At 69.9% G+C, this 20,243-nt stretch carries 14 protein-coding genes; 7 read left to right on the forward strand and 7 right to left on the reverse strand.

Annotated features, from left to right (window positions below; all coding sequences use genetic code 11):
* Positions 1-15: 15 nt before the first annotated feature.
* Complete coding sequence (locus FB453_RS26125; RefSeq protein ID WP_145794490.1) at positions 16-8,148, reverse strand: RHS repeat-associated core domain-containing protein; 8,133 nt, start codon at positions 8,146-8,148, stop codon at positions 16-18.
* A gap of 92 nt (positions 8,149-8,240) precedes the next feature.
* On the opposite strand from FB453_RS26125, the gene FB453_RS26130 reads away from it, so the two are divergent.
* Both FB453_RS26130 and FB453_RS34405 read left to right on the forward strand, forming a co-directional pair.
* On the forward strand, positions 8,241-8,618 hold the full coding sequence (locus tag FB453_RS26130; protein WP_186718554.1) for a hypothetical protein: 378 nt from the start codon (positions 8,241-8,243) through the stop codon (positions 8,616-8,618).
* Positions 8,619-8,871: 253 nt separating this feature from the next.
* Entirely contained in the window at positions 8,872-9,030 is a 159-nt protein-coding gene (locus FB453_RS34405) for a hypothetical protein (protein WP_186718556.1), read from the forward strand.
* A gap of 699 nt (positions 9,031-9,729) precedes the next feature.
* Here FB453_RS34405 and FB453_RS26135 read toward each other — a convergent pair.
* Together FB453_RS26135 and FB453_RS26140 are read right to left on the reverse strand one after the other, a co-directional pair.
* Entirely contained in the window at positions 9,730-10,047 is a 318-nt protein-coding gene (locus FB453_RS26135) for a hypothetical protein (RefSeq protein ID WP_186718558.1), read from the reverse strand.
* A gap of 554 nt (positions 10,048-10,601) precedes the next feature.
* Positions 10,602-11,657, reverse strand: coding sequence for an IS110 family RNA-guided transposase (locus FB453_RS26140; protein ID WP_145794493.1), 1,056 nt, complete (start codon positions 11,655-11,657; stop codon positions 10,602-10,604).
* An 850-nt stretch (positions 11,658-12,507) separates the two neighbouring features.
* On the opposite strand from FB453_RS26140, the gene mraY reads away from it, so the two are divergent.
* The 4 genes from mraY to FB453_RS26160 all read left to right on the forward strand — a co-directional run bounded on the left by mraY (position 12,508) and on the right by FB453_RS26160 (position 16,468).
* Positions 12,508-13,611: a phospho-N-acetylmuramoyl-pentapeptide-transferase gene (gene mraY, locus FB453_RS26145; RefSeq protein WP_145794495.1), complete on the forward strand. Its 1,104-nt coding sequence runs from the start codon at positions 12,508-12,510 to the stop codon at positions 13,609-13,611.
* A gap of 195 nt (positions 13,612-13,806) precedes the next feature.
* On the forward strand, positions 13,807-14,640 hold the full coding sequence (locus FB453_RS26150) for a type II CAAX endopeptidase family protein (RefSeq protein WP_145794497.1): 834 nt from the start codon (positions 13,807-13,809) through the stop codon (positions 14,638-14,640).
* On the forward strand, positions 14,637-15,812 hold the full coding sequence (locus FB453_RS26155; protein ID WP_145794500.1) for a histidine kinase: 1,176 nt from the start codon (positions 14,637-14,639) through the stop codon (positions 15,810-15,812). The genes FB453_RS26150 and FB453_RS26155 overlap by 4 nt, the downstream gene beginning before the upstream one ends.
* Complete coding sequence (locus FB453_RS26160) at positions 15,809-16,468, forward strand: response regulator transcription factor (RefSeq protein WP_145794502.1); 660 nt, start codon at positions 15,809-15,811, stop codon at positions 16,466-16,468. The genes FB453_RS26155 and FB453_RS26160 overlap by 4 nt, the downstream gene beginning before the upstream one ends.
* A gap of 61 nt (positions 16,469-16,529) precedes the next feature.
* Here the strand turns inward: FB453_RS26160 and FB453_RS26165 are convergent, their stop codons facing one another.
* The 4 genes from FB453_RS26165 to FB453_RS26185 form a co-directional block, all read right to left on the reverse strand.
* Positions 16,530-17,753: an ABC transporter permease gene (locus tag FB453_RS26165; RefSeq protein ID WP_145794504.1), complete on the reverse strand. Its 1,224-nt coding sequence runs from the start codon at positions 17,751-17,753 to the stop codon at positions 16,530-16,532.
* A 47-nt stretch (positions 17,754-17,800) separates the two neighbouring features.
* Positions 17,801-18,004: a hypothetical protein gene (locus FB453_RS26170; RefSeq protein ID WP_145794506.1), complete on the reverse strand. Its 204-nt coding sequence runs from the start codon at positions 18,002-18,004 to the stop codon at positions 17,801-17,803.
* Positions 18,005-18,041: 37 nt separating this feature from the next.
* Positions 18,042-18,320 (reverse strand): hypothetical protein, encoded by a 279-nt coding sequence (locus FB453_RS26175; RefSeq protein ID WP_145794509.1) that lies wholly within the window; start codon positions 18,318-18,320, stop codon positions 18,042-18,044.
* Between the two features lie 91 nt (positions 18,321-18,411).
* Positions 18,412-19,518: a LysR family transcriptional regulator gene (locus FB453_RS26185; RefSeq protein ID WP_486480465.1), complete on the reverse strand. Its 1,107-nt coding sequence runs from the start codon at positions 19,516-19,518 to the stop codon at positions 18,412-18,414.
* Between FB453_RS26185 and FB453_RS26190 the strand changes: the two genes are divergently transcribed.
* Complete coding sequence (locus tag FB453_RS26190; protein ID WP_145794511.1) at positions 19,484-20,218, forward strand: SDR family oxidoreductase; 735 nt, start codon at positions 19,484-19,486, stop codon at positions 20,216-20,218. The genes FB453_RS26185 and FB453_RS26190 overlap by 35 nt on opposite strands.
* Positions 20,219-20,243: the final 25 nt, after the last annotated feature.

Raw genomic sequence — 20,243 nt, forward strand, 5'->3', positions numbered from 1 at the left:
CCAGGAGTCCTCTTCTCACGCTTGGTTCGGCATCCGCTCGCCGATGGTCGTGGCCCACAGCTGCAGCAGCGTGGGAGAGCGCACCCACAGCGGCGGGTACAGGCCCGCCTCCCGGAGCACGCCGCTGCCGTAGGTGGTGCAGTTGTTGGTGAAGACCGAGAAACGGCCCGCCGCCGTCTCCGCGCTCCTCTGCGCGAACTCGTCGGCGGCCTGCACGTTCTGTCCGGGCAGGTGGATGCGGCGTACGTAGCGGCGGGGGATGTCGTTTCCACTCATGGGCTCGTAGTCCACGTTCCGGACGTTGATCGTGGTGTGCTGCCCACCGCGGAAGGTTGCCTTGACGTTGCCGAGGTCGGCGTTCAGGTCGCTGATCCTGGTGGGGGCCGCGCGCGGCGCGCGGGTGCCGATCTGCGTGTGCCAGACGCTGCCCTGGTCGTAGTTCATGACGTAGGCGGCCCCTGCTTCGCCGGCGGCCTGTGCCCGACGACCGGCGCTCACCGTCATCCGCGTGCGCAGCATGTTGCCGCGGCCCAGGACACCGCCGAGGGCCCCGCCGACGGCTCCGCCGAGCGCGCCCAGCACGGTCGACAGGCCGGCGCCGGCGCCGAAATCCTGGCCCTGAAGGTGGTTGGTGACGCCGTTGCTGATGAATCCGTCGAGGGCGCCGAGTCCGGTGCCGATGAACGTCTCGATGCCGAGCGACGCGGCCACGCTGGTGGTGGCCGCCGCCGACACGAATCCCAGCCCCGCGGCCGCCAGGCCGAACGCCGCTCCCAGGCCCACCGAGATGCCCCACTCCTTCCAGGTGGCCTGCGGTCCTTCGGCGTTGGCGTGGCCCAGACCGTACGCGGCGCTGGCGATCCCGCCGCCGATGAGGAGGCCGCCGAGCAGGGTGCCGCCCACCATGAGCGGCCAGGCGAGGCCGGCGGTTCCGATCGTGAGCGCGAATCCGGCCAGCGTGACGGCGACGCCGCCGAGGACCGCGCCGAATGCCGGCCAGGACCAGGCGAACCCGCCGCTGGGGTCGTACCCGTTGACGGGATCTCCGCCGGCGTACAGGTAGGGACTTGGATACTGCCCGGCCGGGTCCATGCTCAGGAACCGCCCGGTGTCCGGGTCGTAGAGGCGCTGCGGGAAGAGGTAGAGGCCGGTGCCCGGGTCGCGCTCGGCGCCGGTGAACAGGTACGGGTAGGTGGCGCTCGCGCCGCGGTCCAGTGGGGTGCCGAGGAATCCACCGGCGGGCAGGTAGGTGAACGCGCCGATGAGGCCGGTCGAGTCGTAGACGCCGCGGGTCGAGCCGAGCCGGCCGCGCAGGACGTACGCGGTGCCCTGCGGTGACCAGACGGCGATGGTCCCGCCGGGTCCCGGGATCAGGTAGCCGGCGCGGCGGGTCCCGTCCGGCTCGATGTGGCGCAGCGCCAGCGGCGCCGCGTCAGGGCCCGGTACGGAGAGCCGTTGCCGGTCGTGGGTGGTGCGCAGGAGCAGCGTGCCGTCGGCGTCGCGGGTCAGGCGAAGCGCTCCAGCGGCCCCGGTCAGGCTGGTGGGAAGCCCGGAGACCGCCTCGTAGCGTAGGTCGCGCGCGTTCAGCGGTGCGGCGTCGGTGACGTTTCCGTCCCGGTCGTAGCCGAACGGGGCGCTCTCCACGTCGTCGTCCTGGATGGTGCAGAGCCGGTTGGTGCCGTCGTGGTAGCACAGGCGCTGGGACACCCCGGCGGCGACGCGGGTCGTCAGGTTGCCGTTCGCGTCGTAGGTCACTCCGCTCAACCCGAACCGCTCACCCGCGCTGCAGTCGGCCACGGCGAGGCGGCCCAGCGGGTCGTAGCCGTAGCGGACCGTGACATCGGCCAGGAAGCCATCCTGGCGTACGCCGGTGAAGCGGGTGCCGGTCCGGGCGGCGCGGCCGTCGTGGTAGCCGCTGTCGTCGTATCCGCCGCTGGTGTAGTCGGTGGTCTCCGTCAGGTAGCGGTCCTCGACGCGGGTCAGCCATCCGGGTGGGGTGTAGCGGTAGGCGCGGGTGAGCTCCGCCGCGGTCCCGGGAGCGAACACCTCGGTGGCCAGCGCGCCGCCGGGGGTGTAGGTGAACCGGGCCAGGTCGGTGTCCTGGCCTGCGTGCTCGCCGATGACCGAGACCAGGTTGTTGAAACCGTCGGTGGCGAGTCGGGCGGTGAACGCGTTCGCCCCGAGCTGGGCGTCGTAGGTGATGGCGGTGACCGCGCCCGTGGCGTCGTAATCGAACGCGAGGGTGTGCGGGGCATCGTCGTCGTAGGAGGCGACGTGGATCGTGCGGGTGGTGACCAGGCCCCGCTGGTCGTAGGTGTACGTGCCGCGGGTGGATGCCGCGTCGTCGCTAGCGGGGCCGGAGCAGGTCTGCCACAGCCGGCCGTACAGCAGTGGGTCGGTGCCGTCGCCGTCGTAGCGGTAGCGGGCCAGCCAGGTGCCGGTGCCGGGCAACCAGGCGGGATCGTCGGCATGTCGTTGCAGCTCGTCGCGATTCCAGATCGCGACGCAGGTGCCCTGCTCCACCAGCCGGCTCAGGCTGTCGTACCGCCGGTAGCTGAGGTAGCCCTCGCTGGCGGCCTGCGGGCCCTGACTGAACCGCAGCCGACCGAGGGTGTCGTAGACGTGGTTGACGGTGCCGTCGAGGTCAGGTCCGGTGACCGACACGGGGTTGCCGACAAAGTCATACTCGAATCGTTCGACGAAGCGGTCCCGGTCGGGCACCCGGGTGTCGGTGACGTTTGGTTGGTCCCTGCGCACGAGGTTGCCGTAGGGGTCGTAGTGGTTGCGCACGAGCGCGAAGCTTCCTGCTTCGCCGGTTAGGTCGCCCTGCGCGACGGCGACGGTCTGACCCAACCGGTCGCGCCACAGGCGCATCACCCGGCCGTCGGGGTCGGTGCTCACCTGGAGCGGGTACTGCCCGGCGGGCAGCTTGGGCAGGAGCGGCTGCTCTGTGTTCAAGCGGTAGTCGGTACGGGCAGTGTGCCGCTGTCCGACGGAAATCGACTCGACGATGGCGAACGCGCGGCCGGGCCGTCCGGATTCGACGGGTCGGCCCAGTGGCGAGGGTTCGAAGAGGGTGCGGGAGAACGGGTAGCCGCCGTCGTCGGGGTAGGCGCGGGTCAGCTCGCAGTCGCCCATCGCCCCGGTCTCGGGATCCAGGTCGGTCATCAGGCCGGGTCGGTAGCCGATCGGCTCACCGTCGACTTCGATGGTCTTGGTGGTGATCCCCGCCCGGCCGGCGCAGTCGTAGCCGGTGGCCGACAGCCGCACGCGGGTGTCGTCGACGCGGTGCAGTTGCCGGGGGCGGCCGGCGTTGTCGGTGAAGCAGATCCCGACCACCGGGGCGGTCCCGAACGCGATCCATCGCAGCGCCAGCCGTCCGTCGGTGGCGAACGCGACCGAACCGGCGAAGCCGTCCGGTGCGACCCGCTGAAGCAGAAGCTCACCGTCGACGTACCAGAGCATGCGGTGTGGCCAGACGATGAGCATCAGGTCGGTGCCGGATTCCGCCGGTGCCGCAGCCGCCGCCTCACCGTCGGGCTGGTGCAGCGTCCAGCAGCCGTCGGCCCAGCGTACGCACCACTCGCCGAGGGTGAGCCGTACCGGTCGCCGCACGGCCGGGTCAGCGGTCAGGGCGATACGCAGCAGGTAGCTGCCCTCGGGCGTCTCGGTGAGGGCGAGCGTGCCGGTGCCGTCCTGCGCGTAGCGCAGCAGGCCCGGTTCCTGCTGCCAGCCGGCGTCGGCACGCCAATGCGCGCGCCACTGGTCGCCCTGCCGGAAGTCGGTGAAGGTGCCGGGGCCGCGCAACGACGCCACCAGGGTGGCGTTCGGCCGCGCGGGGTCGAAGGTGTCCCGTCCGCAGCGCCAGACGTACTCGGCGGTGGCCGACAACGGCCAGTTGTCGAAGCCGACGTCCAGCACGGGTCGGGTCAGCAGGTCGTAGCCGATGCGCCGGGTGTCGCTGAGCATGTCCACCGTGGCGCGCAGTTCCTGCCCGTCCGGGGAGTACACCGAGGCTTGCAGGCTGGCCGCGACCGGGGCGAACGCGAGGTCGTCGACGAGAAGGTACCGCCGGTCCTGGCGGCTGGTGAGGGTGAGTGTCACCGACGCGATGGCGCCCAGGTCGAGCGCCTGCGGGTCGATCAGCTGATGCAGCCAGCGCCACCGGTCGTCGGTGGCGGGGATGGACAGCACGATCTCGGCCGTGCGGCCCTGCTCGTCGCGGACCGCGGTGCGCAACGCGGCGAGATCCGGGTCGTCGACGAACCCCGGCTGGGTGCAGACCCAGCACGACAGTTGATAGGGCCGGTCGCCGCGGGCCGGGGTGAACTCGTTGGTTATGCCGATGGCGCAGTCGGGGTCACCGGGGATAACTAGTCGCCGTGACCCGGAGTGCGCCGGGCCCTCGGTGATGTACCCGGTCGGGTCGAGGCCGGCGGGGGTGAGCGTCCAGCCGCCGTCGTCCTCGTACTCCTCGAAGCCGTACCAGCAGACCTCGCCCTGTCGGGGGTCAGCGTTGGCCGTGGTAGCGATCGCGAAGCGGCGCTCGCGGTCGTAGATGGCGGCGGCGACGTGCCCGCTGGCGTCCAGCGCCGCCAGCGGCTGGGCCCGCTCGGTGACGTCGAGGACCTGGCGGGCGCAGAGCCAGCCCGGTCCGGGTTCGGCGTCCGAGCCCCACGCCGGGAAGGTCGGATCGTCGACGCCCAACCACTGGTAGCCTCGCTCGGCCGCCCAGGGCCCCCACTTGTTGCGGTAGGTGGTGACCTCGCTGGCGGTGACCACGTCCGCCGTGAGGTCGCTGGTGGTGACCTGGCTGGTCGGGACGAGGCAGTTGAGCTCGCGCAGGCCCGGGTAGGTCTGCCAGGCGTAGGACGTGTCCCGGCGCAGCCGCCGCCGCACCCCCTGGTCGTCGGTGTTGTCACGGATCTCGCGGCACGGCTGCCCGTGGTCGTTGTACTCGTGTTCGGTGGCGTCGACCAGCCACCCATACACGGTGAGCCGTGTCCCGTCGGCGACCACCTGGTACTTCGTGCCGTCGGCGTCGGTGAGCCGCCAGCGCCGGTCGGGCACCTCCTCGTGCACCGCCACCGGGTCGGTCAGGGGTAGGCCGTGTGCGGTGAAGTGCGTCCGTAACGCGGCCCGCACCCCGTGCTCGCGGGTGCCGGCGCGGTCCGTGTCGGCGGTGAAGAGCTCACCCGCGGTCGCCTGGGTCTGCCTGCGCACCCTGGTCCAGGCGCCGACGATGCGCAGGTCGCTGTCCTGACCCGTGTACGTGTAGGGATAGCTGACGCTCTCGCTGACCTGGCGACCGTCGGCGTCGAAGGCGCGGGTGCGGAACAGTTGCCCGTTGAGCTTGCTGAAGTACGCCCGGGCGTTACTGTACTGATCGGACACCGGGTAGAGCACGCCGGGCACGCTCGGGCTGAGCCCGTTGAAGAACACTCGTTCGACGCAGCCATGGCCGCCGTCGTCGGGCGTGGCACGGACCGTCACGTACTGGGTGACGAGCCCGTACGGGTCGTAGGTCGCGGTGGCGAGGTCGTAGTCCAGCGTCGTGTGCCGGGCCTGGTAGCCGGTGTCGCTGCCGACGCGGACCACCGGGTAGGCCACCAGCCGGGTGGCGGTCCGGCCGCCGACGACCCGGTACAGGGCAAGGCTGGTGGCGTGGTCGAAGTCAGGGCCACGGTAGGTGACGACCGTCTCCGGGCCGGTGAGGATCTGGCCGGGCTGCGGGTCGTGGACCACCACCCGTTCGCCGGGCAGGGCGACTGACTCCCGCACCCCGGCGTCGACGAGCGTGACCAGGTGAGTCGAGCCGCTGCGGTCCTCATAGCTCAGGTAGCCCGGCGCGGCGTTGGTCAGGGTCGCCAGGTCCGCGTCGACCGGCAGCGTGTACACGGTGCTCCAGGCGCCCTCTGGTGTGCGCCAGAGCAGGTCGCGGCCGACCGTGCGGTAGCCCTCGGCGAGGGTGGGCAGCCCAGGGCTGGTGCCGTTGATCCGGGTGGGGGTACGCCACGCGTTGCGGTAGGGGTCGTACTCGTACAGCTCGGCTGACCACTGGCCGCTGTCCTGGACGGTGGTGGCGTAGGCGGTGTCGGCGGCGTAGTGGTAGGTGTAGCGGGGGCCGACGGTGGGGCGGGTCGAGGCGACCTGCTGCCAGCGGGCGCCGTCGAAGCGGAACAGGTGCTCGCCGTTGGCAGCGGTCGACCCGTTCACCGTCGCGTATCCGACCGGGTTGCGCGCGTCCACGGGCTGGCTGCCGTCGACCTTCAAGACCTGCCCGAAGCGATATGCCGTGGACCAGGTGACTAAGCGGCTGGCGTACCGCACGGTCCCGGCCGCGTCGTCGAAGGCGGTCACGAAGCCGAGCACGGCGAAGGACGCGCCGATGGCGAGTAGCCGATCGGTCGAGGTGGCTGTCCAGTCGATGTCGACCGTTTCGCTGACGGTGTCTCCGCGACGCCAGCGCCGCTCCGCGTCGCAGTGATAGACGGCAACGCTCAGCGTTCGGCTCTGCTGGACGTAGGTGACGGCGACACAGACACCTGCGCCGCTGGCCAGCGCGACGCGGTCCACTCCGCTCAGCCCGAAGTCCTGCTCGACCCAGCGCCGCTCGACCGGATCCCACGTGACGATCTTCAACTGCCCGGCCCGGGCGTCCGCGACGGCGACGAAACCGCCGCCGACGCTGACCGCCGGCTCGGCCATCGGCTCATCGAGCGTGACCGGGTACGTGTCACGTTGCCACTCGCCGAAGCGGAACGGCTCCGCGCGGACCAGGTGGACCCGGTACTGAGCGCTGCGCGCGTCCTGGTACCAGACGGCGAAGAACCCGTCGGTGGTGAGCACCCGCAGGGTTGCGGGCGTCGCCGCCCACTGCCGGGTGTCCTGTTGCGCGGACCAGCTGCCGTTCCAGGAGTACACGCCGGTGGTGATCTGACCGGTGGCGCTGCTCTCCCAGGTCAGGATCGTGAAATTGGGGCCGTTCCAGACCCGTGGCGTCCCGCCGGCGGCCGGCCGTTGGACCGCGACCCGCAGCGCGGTGTTGGGCAGCTCGGCGGCGCGGTACTCGTATGCCGCCTGCCCGCCCTGCGGCGTGCGCGCGCCGCACATCGCGCCCGGGTTCGTGCCCTCGGCGCCGTGGTAGTCGAACTCCAACTCCGGCAGGGCTCCGCCAGCGGCCAGCTCCTGCCCGACGGCGATGAGGTAGCGCTTGAGGTACCGGCTGTCGTCGGCGTGGCGGGACTGGTTGTGCAGCGCGTAGCGCAGCCTCGTGGTCAGCACGGTGCCGCCGGCGCTGTCGCGCACGACGATCTGGTCGAGGTAGTGGTCCTCGAGCTGGAACTGGTAGGCGTTCTGGCCGCCGTGCGGCGGCACGTACGGAGACGGGGTCTCGCAGGGCTCCTTCGGCAGGTAACGGAAGTCGACGGTCTGCCCGAACACGTCGACGATCCGGCGGAGCCGGCACGAGCGGGTGCAACGCGCCTGCGGGCTCGTCCCGATCAGCACGTCGTCGATGTCGTACTCGAACGACACGGTGTCGCCCGCCAGCGAGCGGATGTGCAGGAGGTTCCACGCCAGCGGAAAACTCATCCCGCCCGGAACTGTGGACGGGCCGATCCAGTTGCCCCACCGCACGCCGCGCTGCACCGCCCCCAGCCCGTAGGTGGAGGTGCTGCCGTCCTCCCGCACGATGGTCCAGTACTCGGATTCCGGGCAGGTGGGGTCCGGGTGGTAGGTGATCTGCCAGAACGGCTGGTCGACAAGTTGGAAACGCTGCGCCGGCCCGTCGAGACCCACTCGCACGAGCTGTCGCGCAGCACCGCCGGTGATCAGGTAGAACACGTCGTCAACCGTCGTGCCACTGGTCTCGGACTCGACGACGACGCGTTCGTACGACAGGGACCAGCCCAGGCCGAGCACTCCAGTGGGTGAGGTGAGGTTGGACCGCTGCACGGAATGGTGCACTCCGCTGCCGTAGAAGGCGGTGACGGTGACGTCCAAGCCGCCACGGCCAGTCAACGAAACCAGGTCCAGGGGCAGGTTCACCTCCCCGCGGAACATGTTCACCACGTCAGCGACGTCACCACCGACGAGCAGCTGCGACGTCCGTACCCCTGGCGCGGCCGCTGCTTGCGCCACGGCCATCGTGGCCACCCCCGTCTGCCACAGCCGATTGCACTCGCGTCGACTGGGCTGGCGACGCAGGTACCGAGAATATCGACCAGACCTCGCAGGAAGTGACAAAGGCGCTAAAGCACACCAAAGGGCGTAAAGCTTGCCGCTCCGTTCGGGCGGCGATCAGGCTGCCGCTGCACTACGTCGGAGACAAGCTCGCGGTCCTGACCCGTGCGGCCGGCTGGCTGACTCCCACCGGCCGGCTCGTGGCCGACCTGGACCTGTCCAGCATTCGCCTTCCTGGCGGGCGACCCGCCGGGCAGCGCCTCACCGCCCGACTCCGCGCCGCCGGGTTCTCCTACGACTCCCGTCGCCGGATCGGCTGCACCGGCCGCCGTGACGCCCGCCTCCCGTACAGCTACCTCGGTGCCGACGATCGCGCTGGTGCCAACTACACCGGACAACCCGCCGTGCATTCCTACTACGCCGAAGACCACTGACCGCACCGACAGCATCCGCACACGCTGCCGACCGGGCGCGCTGCGCCTCAGCGCCCCGGTAGCGTTGACTAAACGTCGGCCTCGCCTCGCACTGCTCGATGAAGTGCCGAAGCTGAGCCCCAAGGCGCCGAGGTGACGCTAGGGCCACGAGCCCGGGATTGGGGGAGCAGTTTGGGAGCAGCCGGGTGTCCTGAACGGCGTTGAACTGCATCCAATAGCGCACAACGGCGCTCAACTGCACCTGCCCCCACCTGTGGCTGATATCCACGGCAAGAGGCTGAACTCGATCCGCGTTGAACTCGACGATCAGTTCGTGCTCACCGGCAGGCAGCGGCTCACTCCGCTCAACACCGTGCCTCATGCCGCCGCGGCGCTGTGGCTCGGCGCGCAGGTCGCTCGCGACCTGGTGTAGCGGGCATTCTCGCGTCGGTAGCTGCGAGCCTCTTCCCAATCCTGCATCGGCCGGCCGCTCGACCCGTAGTCGAACTCAATTCAACGGCGACCCTTACGACGGAAAGGTCGGCTTCCTCCCTCATCCGGCCACTCTGATTGACGCCGGCGATGGTCGCCAGTGGTTTGCCGCTGGGCAGGGTCACCGGCTCGATCGGTCCGTCGGCGGCACGGGCGACGTCGAAGTCGAAGAGGGTGAGCAGGTCGGCGATCCACGGAGTGCCATGGATTACGTCGAGCAGTTCATGGTCCGTCACGGCGTCTTGCATACCAGGGCCCCGTCGCCGCGCAAGCCCTGTACCGGTACGTCACCCCGTGTTCCAAGCGCCCGTGCTGGATCGTTCGGATGATCTGGACCTGCCACCTGGCTGAACCGGCCCCGGACAGGTCGTGCAGCACGGGATGGTCGTACGAGGGTGCCGCCGACGCAGCATGCGGGGCGAGCCGAATGGGCTTGTAGGCTTCGATGCCCTCTGGCCGGTCGGCGGCGACGATGAGGCCGTCGTGACCGCTATCTGCTTCTGCCGCTGTCAGGCAAATTCCTGGTTGCGCTGCCGTTGCTACCTGTTAAGAGCATCGCTGATCAACTCAGATGCGGAAGACGTAGCAGTCGCGGAGGATGCTGACGTCGTCGTCTGACTCGGGCCAGGCGACCAGCGTCTTACCAGTCAGGCTCGTGGATGTCCTCTTCGAGCGCCTTGATCGTGCTGTAGAAGGTGGTCTCGGGCCAGGGCTTTCTCTCGGCCGCGCGTTTCCAGGTGAGGTGGACGAGGGCCCAGCCTCCAGAGGCCAGTTCCACAACGATGTCGTCTGAGGCCCCGGACCTGCCGATGACCTCGACGGGTTGGTTGTATAGGGGATGCCCGGCGGCCACCTCGGTCAGAAGTTCGGCGTGCAGTGCTCCACGCTGTCGTTGTTCGGTTGGGCCACCTCGGCGTAGGTCCCGCCACGGGTTGGTAAAGACGGGCTGTTCGTCCACCGGGTCATCGTCGCGTAGCTCGCGGAGGTTCGGACTCGTGGGGCTCGAACCATCGCTGGCGGAGCGTCACGTGTCATCTGAAGCCAACCCGTAACGGATCAAGCGGCGGAGGACAGGCTGGCTGCCGGCGCGTGCTGCCGGCGCGTGCTGCCGGCGTTGTGGGAGGACTTTCTGTACGTCTATCAAGGCGGCCCTTGACGGGCCGCACGCGCCGCCGCCTGGGCGCGCGCCGGCCGCGCCGCTGTCGCTCTGCGCCGTCACGCCGGACGCTCGGCGGCTGGCGCGGAGGGCGGGGAAGCCCGGGGGCCGCCGCCGAACGAAAGACCGTTGACCGGTGATGTGGTGGGCCGGCAGCCGGCCGGGCCGCGCGGCCACGTGCCCGCGCGGCGTAGGGGAGCGCACGCCGGCCGCGTGGGCGAGCTGGCGGCGGTCGCCGGGGTGCGGGTACTGCGCCTCCGGCGGGGGGCGCTCCGGCTCCAGGATGGCCGGGGCTGCGTCGGCGGGTCACGGTCCGTGGGTGGTGGCGGTAGGCCATCCCGATGCTCCTATGGAGGTCAAGGGGTGAGGGCGGCGAAGTCGGCGCGTAGGGCGGTGTAGACGTCGCGGACGATGTAGCGCTTGAGGCAGCGGAGGATCTCTTGCTTGCTGAGGCCTTCGGTGATGCGTCGGTGGACGTAGGCGCGGGTGCGCTGGTCGTAGCGCATGCGGCAGAGCGCGATGGTGTGCAAGGCGTGGTTGGCGCCGCGGTCGCCTCCGCGGTGCAGGCGGTGGCGGCGCACCCGTCCTGAGCTGGCGGGGATGGGTGCTGCGCCGCAAAGGTGAGCGAGGGCGGCTTCGGAGTGCAGCCGGTCGGGGTTGTCGCCGGCGGTGGTCAGCAGCTGCGCGGCGACATCGGGGCCGACACCGAACAGGGCCATTGTGCGAGGTGCCGCCTTCGCGACGATGGGTGTTACCTGCCGGTCGAGGGCGGTGATCTCCTCGGTCAGGGCGGTGACCCGGCGGGCGAGTCCGATCAGGGCTGCGGCGGTGGCGTGCGCTGGCTCGTGGAGTTTGGTCGAGTCGCAGGTCAGTGCGGCGCATCGGCTGACCAGCACTGCGGCGCTGACCCTGGTCAGGTGGGCTCGCAAGGGCTCGGGGGCGGCGGCGACCAGGCCGCGCATCTGGTTGAGGGCGGCGGTGCGGGCCTTGATCGCTCCTCGGCGGGCGACCCGCAGGGCACGGATCGCTTCGACCGGCCCGGTGCGGGTCTTCGGTGTGCCCATGGCGGTCCCGGCGAGGGTGGCTCGGGCGGCGGCGATCGCGTCGATCGGATCAGACTTGCCCTGGTTGCGGCGGGCGCGGCGGTCCGGCCGGTCCACCTCCACGACGGCGATGTTCTTGTTGGTGAGGTAGCGGGCGAGGCCGGCCCCGTAGCTTCCGGTACCTTCCACACCCACGGCGGTTACCCAGCCGAAGGAGCCCATCCAGGCCAACAGGTCCGCGTAGCCAGCGGCGGTCGCGGGAAACTCGGCATCGGACAGGAGTCCGCCGGTGCTGTCGATGATCGCGGCGTGGTGGGTGTCGCGGTGGGTATCGACGCCACCGATGAGAGATCGCTTCTTGGCTGCCATGCTGGTGAGGTCCGCCTTTCTCGGTCACGTCGAGAACACGTGGACACGTCACCGGTCAGGCGATGCGGACAACACAGTGGTGGGCGCCTCTCGCACAGGCTCCTATCAGGTCACGACGCCTGACCGGTGACATGTAGCGCTGCCGGGGCCACCGGGCCAGCCGACGAATCGGGATGAGGACAGCAACCGTCGGTCTGCCGGTGAGTCAGACCAGCCCGGCGACCCACCCCACCATCCTCACTGCCTGCCGTCGACCCGGGCAGAGCCGAGCAGATCACCGCCCGACCCGCCAGCGTCCGAACCTGTGTCAGGGTCCGCTTGACGTGGCGGGCCGGGCGGCGGCCCGCTCCCCAGGAGGCCGGTTCAACGGCAGACAGGATGGCATTACGCCGTCAGTTTGGCGTTGCCGCTCTAACGCCTGGACCGCATGGTGTTCTCTCTGCGCACCGACTGGCGCAGACCAGCAGCGCCGACCATGATGGTCGCGGCCTCAGCTCCGGTCAGCTTCAGACCGCTTGCTTGGCTCAACGCGTCGCACTGGGTAACGGTCGTATATGGGAGCGCCGGGTCGCAGCTCAGGGCCCTCAAGCAACACCTCCGGATTCCTCCAGCGGGTCAAGCGGGCTTGGCCTGCAAGATCGTCGTTGGATGCGCGTCGGCGAGTTTACGGACCACGGCGCTGTGAGGTCCCGGGCTGCTCCGCTCGCCGTCGGATGGCAAGCTCATGCCTCATGATCCATGACTTCGCTAAGGGCTATCTGCACCGCCAGCTCAGGTCGAGACGTCAGGCGCTGATCTGGAAGCTCGGTGGGGACGCCGTGAGAAGTCCGGATCGCGTGGAGGTTCGCCCGTGAGGGCGGTCATCGTCGCGGCCGCGGTCGCGTTCATCATCTCCCTGTTCGGCACGCCGGTGGCGATTCGCGTCTTCACCGCGCTCAAGGCAGGCCAGCCGATCCGATCCATCGGGCTCGCCAGCAACCAGGGCAAGAAGGGCACGCCCACGATGGGCGGCGTCGTCTTCATCGTGGCGACCGTCTTCGCCTACGTCGCCGGGCACATCGCCCTGACCACCCTGCCTGAGCGGCAGATCGCGCAGGAGGGCCCGACAATGACGGCCCTGGTGCTGCTCGGCCTGTTCGTCTTCTGCGGTGCGGTCGGCTTCTTCGACGACTTCCTCAAGGTGCGCAAGCGCAACTCCGACGGACTGTCCGCCAAAGGCAAGCTGCTCGGCCAGGCCATCGTCAGCGCAGGCTTCGGCATCGCCGCGCTCTACGTGCCGAGCACCAACGGCCAGACCGTGGCCAGCGAGCACATCTCGCTCATCCGCGACATCAGCTGGCTCGACGTCGGCAAGGTCGGCGCGGTCATGGTCATCGTCTTCGTGGTTACGGCGATGTCGAACGGCGTGAACCTCACCGACGGCCTCGACGGCCTGGCCACCGGCGCGTCGATCCTGGTGCTCGGCGCGTACGCGCTGATCGGCTTCTGGCAGTACCGGCACTGGTGCGCCGACGACGCGTACGGCCGCGTGAATGACTACTGCTACCAGGTCCGGGATCCCCTGGAGGTCGCCATAATCGCGGCGGCGGCGGCCGCCGCCTGCGTGGGCTTCCTGTGGTGGAACACGTCCCCGGCGCGGATCTTCATGGGTGACGTGGGCGCGCTCGGACTCGGCGGCCTGATCGGCGGGCTCGCGGTGGTAACCCGCACCACGCTGCTTTCGATCATGATCGGCGGGCTCTTCGTCATCATCACGACGACCTGGGTGATCCAGATCGTCTCGTTCCGGACCACCGGTAGACGCGTCTTCCGGATGGTGCCGTTGCACCACCATTTCGAGCTGGCCGGATGGAGCGAGGTCAATATCGTAATCCGGTTTTGGATCGTGGCCGGCGTGTGCGTGGCGGTCGGCCTGGGCCTGTTCTACTCGGATTTTCTGGCGGTCGTTGGATAAGAGCCACGCGACAAGACTTGTCGGGCGCCAGTACGTCTGCTGACGTTCGGGTGGTGCTGCCCGGTGCTGCCGAGTCTGTCACCCGTGCGAGCTACCTGCGAATGTCCACCGTGCGGTGACTACTTTGGGCGGGCAAATCCATAGCGTTCGGGGTAGCCCGCGACGCTCTCGCCGCGGCTTCTCAAAGGAGTCATCGTGGGTCTGGTATGGCAGCTCTTGGCGGTTGCGGCGGTCTGGATCCTCGGCAATCTGGGCACGGCGGCGGTGAAGGACACCCCCTGGCTGGCGCTCGTGGCCGGCCTGCTGACGGCCGTCGTCGGGGTCCTGGTCTACGGCTGGGTGGTGCGGCGAACCGAGCACCGCGCCCCCGTCGAGGTCTCGCTGAAGGGAGCAGGTGCCGGGATCAGCTGGGGCACGCTGCTCGGCATTGCGCTGTTCGGGGCAGTGATCGCGAACATCGCCTTCTTCGGTGACTACACGATCAACGGCCTGGGCACGCCGGCGAGCGCCGTCAGCCTGCTCGGGATCATGGCGGGTGCCGCTGTCGCCGAGGAGCTGGTCTTCCGCGGTGTCCTGTTCCGCAACATCGAGCGCTGGACCGGAACCTGGATCGCGCTCGCGCTGACCGGCTCGCTGTTCGGCCTGATCCACCTGGCCAACGCGAACGCGACCCTGTTGGGTGCCGTCGCTATCGCCATCGAGGCAGGCGGGATGCTGACCGCCGCGTACATCGCCACCCGTAAGCTGTGGGTGCCGATCGGTCTGCACTTCGGCTGGAACATCGCCGCGAGCGCCATCTTCAGCACCGAGGTGTCCGGCAGCAACACCGCGCAGGGCCTGCTGGACGCGACGATCTCGGGTCCCGCGCTGGTCACGGGCGGCGACTTCGGTCCGGAGGCCAGTGTCTACGCGGTAGTGCTCGGCGTGCTGGCCACCGGCGCGTTCATGTGGCTCGCCTACCGGCGTGGTCACGTGGTCCCCGTCCGTCGCTCGGCCCGGGCGGACGTGGCCGCTAGGCTCTCCCGGTGACCGATCTCCGGCGGGTCCTGGACCGGTGGCGTCAGCTCGACGTCACGGTCCGGGACCTGCCGCTCGCGTTGCTACCGGCGATCGCATCGATCGTGCCGGCGTTGCACGGGCTGGGGACGGAGGTCGGCGCGCTGCCGACCCGTCCCTTCGACGCGCTGGCCGTCGTCGCGATCGTCCTCCAGTGCTTCCCGCTCGCCGTTCGCCGGCGGTGGCCGGCCGCCTGCCTCGTCCTGGTGTTCCTCGGCTTCGCCCTCGACCAGCTCCGGGGTTACCACACGCTCGCGGGCGCCGGGCTCGCTATCGCGCTGCTGAGCGCGGGTGCCTACCTGGAACACCGTCGCCGCACGGTCACGATCCTCCTCTCGGGTGCCTACGTGGTGCTGGCGCTCGCGATCGACCTGGTCGGCGGGACCGAGCGGGCGGACGGGTACCTGACGTTCTACCTGGTACTGGTCCTCGTGTGGGCCGTCGGCTCCTGGCTGCGCTCCACCCGGGTCGCCGAGACCGAACGGCGCCTCCGGGTCGCCGAGGAGACCCGCACCGCGGAACGCACGCGGATCGCCCGCGAGCTGCACGACGTCGTGACCCACCACGTGACGGCGATGGTCGTGCAGACAGAGGCTGCCAGGTACCTGACAGACGCCCCCGATCGTCTCGACGAGACACTGAATGCGGTCACCGACACGGGCCGGCGGGCGATCGGCGACCTCCGAAACCTCCTGGACCTGCTCGACCCGGGCCACGACGGCGTGGCCCAGGCACCGTTCCTCCGGGACCTGCACACGCTCGTCGAGCAGACCCGTCAGGCCGGGCAGCCGGTAGAGCTCACCGAGGAGGGCACGCAGTCGGAATCCGCCGGGAGCGCCGAGCTGGTCGCCCACCGGGTGGTGCAGGAGTCCCTGACCAACGCCCTCAAGCACGCCCACGGCAGCCCGACGGCGGTCGGCGTGCGCTACGACGAACGGGAGATCACCGTGCAGATCAGCACTGCCGGGACCGGACCTGAGCAGGCCCTCGTCGGCACCCGCCCGCGGTCTGCCGGCGGGAGCGGTCGGGGGCTCGTCGGGCTGCGGGGAAGGGTGGAAGCCCTGGGTGGCGAGTTCAGCGCGGACCGCGGGGCCGACGGCGGATTCGTCGTCCTGGCGCGCATCCCCACCGGGAGCCGGTCGTGAGTGCGCCGATCCGGGTCCTGGTGTGCGATGACCAGGCGCTGATCCGCACCGGGTTCGCGACGATCATCGACGCCCAGCCCGACCTCGAGGTGGTCGGCGAGTGCGCGGACGGGCGGGCCGCCGTCGACCTTGCGGGCCGACTGAACCTGGACGTAGTGGTGATGGACGTCCGGATGCCGGTGCTCGACGGTATCGAGGCAACCCGCCTGCTGGCCGGCGCCGGGGTGGCGCGTCCCGTCAAGGTGCTCGTGGTGACCACGTTCAACCTGGACGAGTATGTCTACGAGGCGCTGCGCGCCGGGGCGAGCGGGTTCCTGCTCAAGGACGCCCCGGCGGCGCAGCTGCTGAACGGCCTCCGCACGGTCGCCTCCGGGGCGGCGCTGCTGGCGCCCGAGGTGACCAGGCAGCTCGTCGGCAGGTACGCGACGCGGATCCGGCCCACCGAGGGCGCCCCCGGCGACATGGCGCTGACCCGGCGCGAGCTGGAGGTGCTGCGTCTCATCGCCGACGGCCTGTCGAACGGCGAGATCGCCGCGGCCCTGGTGATCAGCCAGGAGACGGTCAAGACGTACGTGTCGCGCCTCCTGGCCAAGCTCGGCCTGCGCGACCGCGTGCAGGCGGTGGTCTACGCCTACCGCAACGGGCTGGTGACCTGAGGGTGGCGCACGGCGACGCCCGTGCACGGGCGTCGCCGTCAGCGTCAGCGACGGGCGGTCGTCACTCCGCCCCGAGCGCTGCCACGGGTGAGGTGCGGGCCGCGGCCCGCGCCGGTAGCACCGAGACGAGGAGCCCGGCGAGGAGGGCGATGGCCAGGACCGCCGCGAGGTCCGTCCACGGGACGGTGTACCGCACGTCGTCCATGAGGGACAGCGCCGTGGCCGCGCCGGCCCAGCCGAACACGAGCCCGAGCACGATGCCGAGGATCGCGCCGACGCCGGCGATGAGCACGCCCTCGACGGCGAGCATGCCGCGTAGCTGTTCCTTGCTCAGGCCGATGGCCCGCAGGGTCGCGGACTCGCGGGTCCGCTCGATGACCGAGAGGGACAGCGTGTTGGTGACGCCGATCAGGTCGATCACGACGGCGACGGCGAGCAGGCCCACCACGATGCCGAGGATGACGTCCACGACCTGCCGGAACTGCGCGGACTGGGCAGCCGGCCCCTCGACCAAGGCCTCGCCGTCGACCTGCGCGACGGCGTCCTGGACGTTGGCGAGCACGGTCGTTGCCTCGGTGCCCGAGATCTGGGCCCAGATGTCGGTCCGCGCGTCGTCGCCGCTGATGCGGTCGAGGTCCCCGGTGGTGACGACCCGGTTGAGCGGGTCGGAGCTCGTGATGACGACGATCAGATCGACCGAGGCGTCCGAACCCGAGAGGGTGGTCTGGTCGCCCGGAGCGAGGGACAGCGAGTCGGCTGTGGCCTGGGCCAGCAGGATCAAGCCCTCGGTGAGCTGCTTTGCTTCGTCCGACACGTTCACCACGGCGGCGAGGTCCTGGAGGTCGGCGCCCAGGACGCTCGTGTCCGTCAGGCCCTCGAGCGTGACCGTCGCGTTGGCGATGAGTGCGGTGGCCGTGATGCCAGAGGTTTCGGCCACCGCGTCGCGCACGTCCTCGACGTACTCGGGCGAGGACGACGACACGCTCACGTCGTAGGAGTACTTCTCGTCGAGCAGGCTGTCCGCTGACATGCGGGCGCTGGCCGCGCCGGTGACCGGCTTCGGGGACGCGTCGGCCGCGGTCCAGGTCTGGATCGTGGCAGCAGGGAACGCGGCGGCCCCACCGAAGGTCGCGAAGGCACCGTAGGGGTCGGCGGCGAGGCCGGTCACGGTCAGGGTCTCAGTGACGCTCTTCGGCGCACCGAGCTCTGCGGCCCGGCCCTCCGCCTGGCTCGTGGACCAGCCCTCCGGGTACAGGGTGCGCTTGAGGGTCACCTGGTCGCCCACGCCCGACTTCGAGCTGCTCGGCGACCTTCGACGTCACCACCGCCTCGTCACCGGCGGTCGGCCAGGCACCGTCGGTCAGCTCGAGCGGCGAGAGCCGTGGGTCCTCGGGTACGGGGGGCGAATCTCTGGTAGCCACCCTTGCCGCCGTTGCACAGGTCGCCGTACCAGGACGTGAGGGGCTGGACGGTCTCGACACCGTCGACGGCAGCGACGGCGAACCCGCCCTGCTCCGAGGCGTCGTCCGTGGACACGACGACGTCAGCTCGTGCGTACTCGGCCGCGATCATGTCATGGGTGGGTGCCCTGGATGACGCCGCCGGCGAGGAGCGTCACGGTGACGAACGCCGTGCTGATCAGGATAGCGACGCCGGCGGCGGTGAGCCGCCCGGCGCTGCGGCGGATCTGCGCCAGGGTGAGGCGTGCGGTGGGGAAGGAGCTGGCCATCACCCACCCGTCCCGGGCGCGGTGGCGACAGACTTCGGCCCAGGCGCGGGGCGGCTGGGTGCGGTCGGCGGGGAATACGGCGACGGCGGTCGGTACCTCGACCTTTTCGACGCGCCGGGTCATGCCGCGGGCTAGTCTTCGTGAACTCCCCAACTCCTTCGCCATTGCTTGGCCGTGTGCCCTTTGTTGGCGCTGCTGTTGTCGGTCGAACTGCTCAACCGTGCTTCGAAGCGGCGTCGCCTCCCAGCTGCCACATTTCATAATTGCCACATTCTGCCGTGATCTCGGACGTCACCTGAGCCGCGGAGAGGAAGTCGTCGATCAGCGGCGAGGTGCGCGATTCCGCCACAGCGAGGCACACCTGGTCGGGTGCCAGATCCGGGATGGGAACATAGCTGATCTCCGGATGCGAATAGAATACGGTCGCCGAACGGGCCAGGAACGAGATGCCCCGGCCGGCCGCGACATGCTCGAGCGTCTCGTCCACCCCGCGCACCCGGTATCCGGCGTCAGGGTGCGGGCGCTTGGTGGGCTGCGTGCTCGTGTCGGCATGCCAGAGCAGCGGCTCGCCGACCAGGTCGGCCTCGGTAATCTGTTCCTTGCCGGCGAATCGGTGGCCGGCGGGAAGCACTGCTACCCGCGGCTCGGTGTACAGCGGGGTGACGCGCAGGCCGGCCTCGTCGATGGGCAGCCGCACATAGCCGACGTCGATGCGGCCGTCGAGCAGCATCGCGGCCTGGTCGTCTCCTTCGATCCGCCGCAGATCCACCGGTACATCCGGGTGCTGGATGGCGAACTGCCGTACCGCTGGGGTGACCGCGATGCCCGCCCGGAAGCCGACCATCAGCCGCCGGCTGCCCTGCGCGGCCACGGTCACCCGGCGGCGGACCGCGTGCGCGGAGGCCAGCAGCGGGCCGGCGTCGGTCAGCAACTGCCGGCCGGCGTCGGTCAGCGCCACGCCATGGCTGTCCCGGGTCAGTAGCGGAGTGCCGAGTTCCTTCTCCAGCGCGCGGATCTGCCGGCTGAGCACCGGCTGCGCGATGTGCAGCTCATCGGCGGCGCGGCCGAAGTGCAGCTTGTCGGCGACAGCGGCGAAGTAACGCAACTTGCGCAGGTCCAGATCCATGGAGCCTCCCCCCGGCGATGCCTCCAGGGTATCGCAACGGCCGAAAGAGGTCTTGGACAACCGACTCGGGCCAATGGCACGCTCGATAAGTACTGATGGGCAGGAATTGAATTCCGTACGAGAAACATGACTCGGTACGGTTATGTGGATGGAGTTAGTCGTGGGAAAGCTCGATGGCAAGGTTGCGGTGATCACCGGTGCGACAAGTGGAATGGCGCTGGCCGGTGCGAAATTGTTTGTTGACGAAGGAGCTCACGTCTTCATTTCCGGCCGGCGGAAGGACGCGCTGGACGAAGCCGTCAAGCTGATCGGCCGGAATGTGACCGGCGTGCAGGCCGATTCGGCTGACCTCGATGGTCTGGACCGTTTGTTCGAGACGGTCAAGCAGGAAAAAGGCACGGTCGACGTGTTGTGGGCGAGTGCCGGGACGGGTGAGCAGGGCAGGCTCGGCGAGATCACCGAGGAGCAGTTCGATGCCGCGTTCTCGCTGAACGCACGCGGCACGCTGTTCACGGTCCAGAAGGCGCTGCCGCTGTTCAACGATGGCGGCTCGATCCTCATGACCGGGTCGAACGCGTCGTTGCGGGGCTACCCCGATTGGAGTGTCTACGCAGCGAGCAAGGCCGTGCTGCCCGCCTACGCCCGGGTGTGGGTGTCAGAGCTGAGGGACCGGCGGATTCGGGTGAACGTGCTGACGCCCGGCCAGGTCGCCTCGCCGATGATGGAGCAGGTCATGGACGCGGAAATGAAGGCGCAGTTCGAGTCCGTGATCCCGCGGCGAGAGATGGGCCGCCCTGAGGAGATCGCGTCGGTCGCGTTGTTCCTCGCCTCGGAGGACTCGAGCTACGTCAACGGCATGGAACTGGTCGTCGACGGCGGCACCACAGTGATCTGAGCCCGTTCGGCGAACCCTTCGACAC

This window comes from Micromonospora sp. CNZ322 (assembly GCF_007827755.1).

What these genes read in the sequence shown, in the direction of transcription:
- FB453_RS26125 (WP_145794490.1), bottom strand. Translation starts at nt 8,148, where the DNA reads ATGGCCGTGGCGCAAGCAGCGGCCGCGCCAGGGGTACGGACGTCGCAG.
- FB453_RS26140 (WP_145794493.1), bottom strand. Translation starts at nt 11,657, where the DNA reads ATGGCAGCCAAGAAGCGATCTCTCATCGGTGGCGTCGATACCCACCGC.
- FB453_RS26175 (WP_145794509.1), bottom strand. Translation starts at nt 18,320, where the DNA reads ATGACCCGGCGCGTCGAAAAGGTCGAGGTACCGACCGCCGTCGCCGTA.